7 protein-coding genes are annotated in these 6,378 nt (G+C 68.3%); all 7 read left to right on the top strand.

All coding sequences use genetic code 11. The features are described 5' to 3' along the window. Positions 1-168: flagellin (locus EPO51_RS04005; RefSeq protein ID WP_293346207.1), on the top strand; the 168-nt coding region annotated here is incomplete at its 5' end. Between the two features lie 124 nt (positions 169-292). Further along, positions 293-577, top strand: a complete 285-nt coding sequence (locus EPO51_RS04000; RefSeq protein WP_293346199.1) for a hypothetical protein — start codon at positions 293-295, stop codon at positions 575-577. Between the two features lie 183 nt (positions 578-760). Then, a complete protein-coding gene (locus EPO51_RS03995) occupies positions 761-1,597 on the top strand; it encodes a flagellin (protein WP_293346197.1) in 837 nt (278 codons plus the stop codon). A gap of 143 nt (positions 1,598-1,740) precedes the next feature. Further along, on the top strand, positions 1,741-4,548 hold the full coding sequence (locus tag EPO51_RS03990; protein WP_293346195.1) for a hypothetical protein: 2,808 nt from the start codon (positions 1,741-1,743) through the stop codon (positions 4,546-4,548). A gap of 41 nt (positions 4,549-4,589) precedes the next feature. Next, complete coding sequence (locus EPO51_RS03985; RefSeq protein ID WP_293346193.1) at positions 4,590-5,294, top strand: hypothetical protein; 705 nt, start codon at positions 4,590-4,592, stop codon at positions 5,292-5,294. Between the two features lie 9 nt (positions 5,295-5,303). After that, on the top strand, positions 5,304-5,678 hold the full coding sequence (locus EPO51_RS03980) for a hypothetical protein (protein ID WP_293346191.1): 375 nt from the start codon (positions 5,304-5,306) through the stop codon (positions 5,676-5,678). Positions 5,679-5,850: 172 nt separating this feature from the next. Further along, positions 5,851-6,327, top strand: coding sequence for a single-stranded DNA-binding protein (ssb, locus tag EPO51_RS03975; RefSeq protein ID WP_293346189.1), 477 nt, complete (start codon positions 5,851-5,853; stop codon positions 6,325-6,327). Positions 6,328-6,378: the final 51 nt, after the last annotated feature.

The raw sequence follows: 6,378 nt of genomic DNA, 5'->3' as shown, positions 1-6,378 counted from the left end.
GGCAAGCTCCAGGACTCGATCGACGCCGGCGTGGGCAACCTCGTCGACGCCGATCTGGCGAAGGAAAGCGCCAAGCTCCAGGCTCTGCAGACCAAGCAGCAGCTCGGGGTCCAGGCGCTGTCGATCGCCAACCAGTCCTCGTCGATCCTGCTCGGCCTCTTCCGTTAAGGCCAAGCGCCGCGGAGCCGGTCACACGGCTCCGCGGTCCCTCGGTGTGTCGGCGGGCAGGGGCGACCCTGTCCGCCGCTCGCCTTAGTCTGGAGCGCTGCACGCAAGTTCAGCGAAGGGAGACATGGACAGAAAGGTCGCGGCCATTACGCCCGCGCCGGAGTCCGCAAGCCCCCAGTTCCAATCCGCCGCGGCGCCCGCCAAGAGCGAGCCCGCAGCGGCCAAGGGGCCGGACCCGGTCGAGATGCGACTGGTCATCGAGCAAGATCAAGCCAGCGGTTCGTTCATCTACAAGACGATCAACCGGCTCACCGGCGAGGTCATCCTGCAGCTTCCCAGGGCCGAGGTCCTGAAGATGCGGGACGACGGCCAGTACCAAGCCGGCGCGGTCATCCGGACCAAGGCCTGATCTAAAGCGCGCGTCACCCTCGATGCGCGCCTAGGGCAAATTGTCCCAACCGCCCCAGGAGCGCCTGGCGGCGGCGATCGTCGTTAATCTTGTTAACCATATGCTCACCAGGCGTTCCTAGCTTGGCGTCACGTCCTGGTCGCGAGTCGCGGTTGAGGGGCGTCCCGCCGCTAGGAGAGCGTCATGACGATCAGCGTCAACACCAACAAGTCCGCGCTGACCGCGCTGCAGAATCTTAACAAGACCAACGACGAGCTGGCCAACACCCAGAACCGCGTCAACACCGGTCTCAAGATCGCAAACGCGAAGGATAACGCCGCCGTCTGGGCCATCGCCCAAGGGCAGCGGGCCGACATCGGCGCCCTGGGCGCGGTGCGGATGAGCCTGGATCGCGCGCAGTCGATCGCCGAGGTGACGATGACCGCGGGCGAGACGATCTCGGACCTGCTCGTCGAGCTGAAGGGCAAGGTCGTCGCGGCGATGGACACCTCGCTGGACACGGCCTCACGCACGGCGCTGAATTCCGACTTCCGTTCGCTCCTTCGCCAGATCCAGCAGGTGACGGGGAACGCCGCCTTCGACGGCGCCAACCTGCTGGACGGCACGGTGGGGGCCAACATTCAGTTCCTCGCGAACGCCGAGGCCACCTCCAGAATCACGTTGTCGACCCAGGACATGTCGCTGGGCGGCTCGATCGTCACGATCGGGTCGGCGTCGTCCATCAGCACGGTCACCCTGGCCACCAACGTCCTGACTTCGCTCAACACCTCGATCAGCCAGGTCAACCAGGCGCTGGGCAACCTCGGCTCCCAGGCCAAGCAGATCGAGGCCCACCTGGGCTTCGTGTCCAAGCTGACCGACGTGCTGGAGGCCGGTGTCGGCAACCTGGTGGACGCCGACCTCGCCAAGGAGAGTGCGCGCTTGCAGGGCCTGCAGGTCCAGCAGCAGCTGGGCGCCCAGGCGCTGTCGATCGCCAACCAGGCGCCGCAGATCGTGCTGCAGCTGTTCCGGGGCGGTTAAGCCTTAAGACGTTTCCGTTGGGGCGTAAGAGAGGGCCTGGGCGACCGTCGTCCGGGCTCTTTTATTTTGAGGCCTTAGCGAGCCGTAAACGATCGCGGCCTTACCGTGCCAGACGGCGGACTAGCTAGCCGCCGAAGAGCGTCATGGTCACATCGATAGATACCAGTCTGTTGCTCGGCATCTACAACACCCGCGCGGGGATGACCGGCGGCGTGGGGCTCGGCGCGGGTTCGTCCTCGACGCGAGCCAAGGTGGCGCCCACGGCGCCCTGGACGAATCCGCCCACCGCGGCCGAAGCGTCCGCCGCGGTCAAGGCGGCGCTGGCGGGCCGCAAGCTGGTCAACGAGAACGCGGCGCAACTGGATCTGCCTGGCGCCAGCACCGACTATCGCAAGCTCTTCGCGCTCTACCAAGGCCTCTCGACCCTCAACGGCATCGTGGAGCAGATCCAGAAGAAGGGCCTGACCAGCATCGAGAAGACGAGGCTCCAGTCCACCTTCGCCAAAGGCCTCGAAGAGGTCATGGCCTATTCGAAGGCCGCCGACCTGGACAAGGTGCGCCTGACCTCCGGCGAGGTCGGAACGACGACCAAGACCACCGTGCCGGTGCAGGCCAACAAGCAGGAATACACCACCGCGCCGATCTTCGCCGGGACCAGCTCCGAGGCGGTCCCGCAGTTTGCGGGCGACGTGAAATTCTCGATTGCGGTCAAGCGTTCGGGCGTAACTTATAATGTCGACGTCGACCTGAACGAGCTTGGAACGCAGACGCGCTCCATGGCCAATGTGGTCAACTTCATCAACGGCAAGCTGCAGGCCGCCGGTGTCGACACGCGCTTCGCCACCCAGCGCCTGCCGGGCGCGGAGCGGACCATCACCGCGGGCGGCCAGACCATCAAGCTGGGCCCCGGCCCGGATCAGTGGGCGCTCAAGATCAAGCCTGGCGGCGAGACGGTGTCCTTCAGCGCGGTCGACACCGCCCCGGCGGTCTACATGACCCAGGGCGTCGGCGATCCGAACCCCGACGGGAAGGTCGACACCAACGACGGCGTCATCACCCAGCAACTGCTGAAGTTCCAGACCGATACGACTAACGTCGATGCGCCGGTCGCCGGCCAGAACGACGCGAACTGGGTGGATGGCCGGGCCTTCGCCAAGACGCTGGGGTCCGAGGTCAAGGCGGTCCGCGCCACCAAGATCGGGCCTGACGGATCGGTCTACATGTTGGCTGACATCACCAACAAGACGGCCGGTCAGGAGATCAAGGGCGCCCAGGACGTGGCGCTGCTGAAGTATGATCCGGCCGGAAACCTGGTCTACACGCGCACGCTTGGAGCGTCGGACACGGCCTCGGGCCTGGGCCTGACGGTCGCGGCCGACGGCCGGGTGGCGATCGCAGGATCGATCGTCGGCGGCCTGAACGGCGCCCAGGAAGGTCCGATGAATTCGGGTCCCACCGGCGCCTTCGCCAAGGAGACCGACAGCTTCGTCACGGTGTTCAATGCCGAGGGCGAGGAAATGTGGACCCAGCGCCGGGGCGCGCGCCTCGCCGACGAGGCCAGCCAGATCGTCTTCGGCGACAACAACATGGTCTATGTGGCGGGCCGCTCGAAGTCGGCCCTGCCGGGCGCGGCCGGCCTCGGCGACTGGGACAGCTACATCGAGGGTTTCGGCCCGCCGTCGACCAACCCTCTGACCAAGGGCAAGGTGCCGGCCACCTTCACGCAGAGCTTCGGCACCTCGGGCGCGGACCGGCCCGCCGGCATGGTGCTGGATGGGACCAACCTAATCACCGCCAGCGTCGAGAACGGGCGCGGCGTGCTGCGCCGCTTCGACATCTCGTCGGGCTCGCCGGTGCTGACCTCGACCCGCGACCTCGGCGACCTCCAGGGCGGGGAGATCGTGGGCCTCGCGCTGGACGGTGGCGACGTCGTAGTCGCCGGCTCCACGTCGAATGGGGCGCTGGCGGCGGGCGCGACCACCCGCGCCCATTCGGGAGGCTCCGACGCCTTCGCGGCGCGGATCTCCAAGGACCTCTCGCCGGGCGGCTCCATCGCCTACTACGGCGGCGCGGGCGACGATCGCGCCACGTCCCTATCGGTGTCGAACGGACAGGTGTTCGTCGCCGGATCGGTCGGTTCCACCCTGCCGGGCGAGGACGGCCAGCCGGACCTGGCCGCGGTGGGCAAGAAGGACGGCTTCCTGGCCCAGCTCGATGTCGCGGCCGGATCGGTCGAATGGGCGCGCCGCTTCACCGGCAAGGACGGCTACACCGCCCCGGGCGCGATTGCGGTGGACGCGACCGGCGCCAGCTCGCTCGACCGGCTGGGCCTGCCCAAGGGCACGCTCGACATGACCGATTCGCAGCGGATCACCGCCGCCAGCAGCATCCGTGCGGGCGACCAGTTCACGGTGCGCGCGGGCACAGGCCGCGCCCAGACCATCACCATCGACGCCGAGGACACGCTCGCGACCCTGGCCACCAAGATCAAGCGCGCCACCGGCTTCCAGGCCAAGGTGGCCGTCACGAACTCCGGCGGGGTTCGCAAGCTGACCGTTACGCCGCTCAACGGCCGTACGATCCTGGAGTTCGGCGCTGGCAAGGTCGGCAAGGACGCCCTGGAATTCCTGGGCATTCCCGAGGGCATCGTCCGCAACACCATCGTCAACGACAAGGGCGTCAGCGAACCGGCCGACGGCAAGGGCCAGATCTTCGGCCTGGGCCTCGAGGCCGACCTGAGGCTGGACAGCGCCGTCGAGATCGCCCACGCCGCCGCGGACATCTCCACGGCGATGGGCGTGATCCGCAAAGCCTACAAGGACCTGGTGGCCCAGGCCACGCCGCAGTCCAACCTGCCGGCGGCGTCCACGGTGGCCAGCGGCCCGGTTCCCCAGTATCTGACGGACCAGATCGCCAACTATCAGGCCGCGCTCACCCGCCTCGGCGGCTGACGCGCCTTGAACGCGGCCCGTTAGGGGGCTAGCCAGACGCGATGGCGACGACCCCACCGGCCGAAGATCCGAAACCCCCGCGCAAAGGCCCACCGCTCGTGCTGCTGGGCGCGCTGGGCGCGCTCGTCGCGGGCGGGGCCATCGCGTGGGTGCTGGTGGCGGGCGACCGCGCCTCGCCCCCACCGCCGGCCGCCGAGGGCGGGCTCGTCATCGATTCCAGCGCCGAGGACGGCAAGATCGATCCTGGCAAGCCGCTGCGCTGCTTCGTCCAGGGCCAGTTCGTCGGCGAACTCAGCCTCACGGACTGCGCCCGCCGCAACGGCGTGGCCACCGACGCCCTCGACGTGGGCCTGGATGAGACCGGCGCCCTGGCGGCCGCGCAGCAGGCCGGCGCCCAGTTGATCCCGCTGCCGCCCGCGGAGGAGGGCCAGCCGCCCGCCACCGAGGATTCGGCCCTCCCGCCCGCCGACGCCGAGGCCGCGGAGCCCGACGCCGCCTCGCCGGGGACCTGCCTGCGCCACGGCGGCGGACGCTGGCGGCGCGTGGCCGACGGCGTGGACCTCAACGCCTGCGTCCAGACCCTGTTCGCCGGCCGCTGCGAACGGCCGGGCGGCGCCACCTACGGCCGCTTCGGCCAGCAGACCCTGCGGTTGGTGGCAGGAAAGGTCGAGATCTCGGACGACAACCGCTCGTTCCGCACTCTTGCCCCACAAGCGCCGGATTGCAGTCTGCCGCCCGTGGGATAGGCTCGGTCCATGCCGTTGAAGCCGCTCCTCGTCCTCGCCGCCGCCGCCCTGGCGCTCTGCGCCTGCGCCAAGAAGACCACGCCCCCCGGCGATGCGGGGGTCTGCTATCACGTGGCGCCCCAGAAGGACGGGTCGCTGAAGTACAACAAGCTGGTCAAGGCTCCCAGCCTGGAAGTCTGCGCGGCCAATCTCGAGGCGATGCGCATCAAGTTCCTGCGGCTCGGGGGCAACCAGCAGGAGATCTACGGCGCCTACCAGGCCAACTTCCTGTTCCTGCAGAAGGAGGGGGTGCTGACCTCCACCTCGCTGGAGGGGCCGCGCTACGTGGCCCTGGTGCGAACCGGCGACGGCCGCCTGGCGATCCCGGGCGCGATGCCGCAATAGCGCGGATTCACCTGTGGACGGGTTCCGACGAGGCGGAACATAATCGGAACATTCGGGTTGCTGGCGTTTCCGTGACGCGCTAGCGTCCCCCGCTGCGCGCCGTGGTGGCGCGCATATCTATGGCTGAAGGGCCTCGGGCCCGCTTCCTACGGAAACCAAAGGACACATCGACATGGCGGGCAGCGTCAACAAAGTCATTCTGATCGGCAACCTCGGGGCCGATCCCGAGATCCGTTCGCTGGGCTCCGGCGACCGGGTGGCCAACCTTCGCATCGCCACCTCCGAGACCTGGCGCGACCGAAACTCCGGCGAGCGCAAGGAAAAGACCGAATGGCACCGGGTCGTGGTCTTCAACGAGAATATCGTGAAGGTCTGCGAGAACTACCTGAAGAAGGGCGCCAAGGTTTACGTCGAGGGCTCGATCCAGACCCGCAAGTGGACCGACCAGTCCGGGGTCGAGAAGTTCTCCACCGAGATCGTGCTGCAGAAGTTCCGCGGCGAACTGACCATGCTGGACGGCCGCGGCGGCGACGCCGAGCAGGGCGAGGGCGGCTATTCCGGCGGGGGTTTCTCGTCCGGCCCGCGCCAGTCCAGCTCCGCGCCACGCGAAGACTTCTCGGCCAACCTGGACGACGAGATTCCGTTCTAGAGCGGAACGCCTCCCGAGGCGTCGGCGGCGTCGGCCCAGCGGCCGACGCCG

It is taken from the genome of Phenylobacterium sp. (assembly GCF_004297125.1).
Taxonomy (GTDB): Bacteria; Pseudomonadota; Alphaproteobacteria; order Caulobacterales; family Caulobacteraceae; genus Phenylobacterium.
This window is presented reverse-complemented; position numbering and strand designations above follow the sequence as displayed.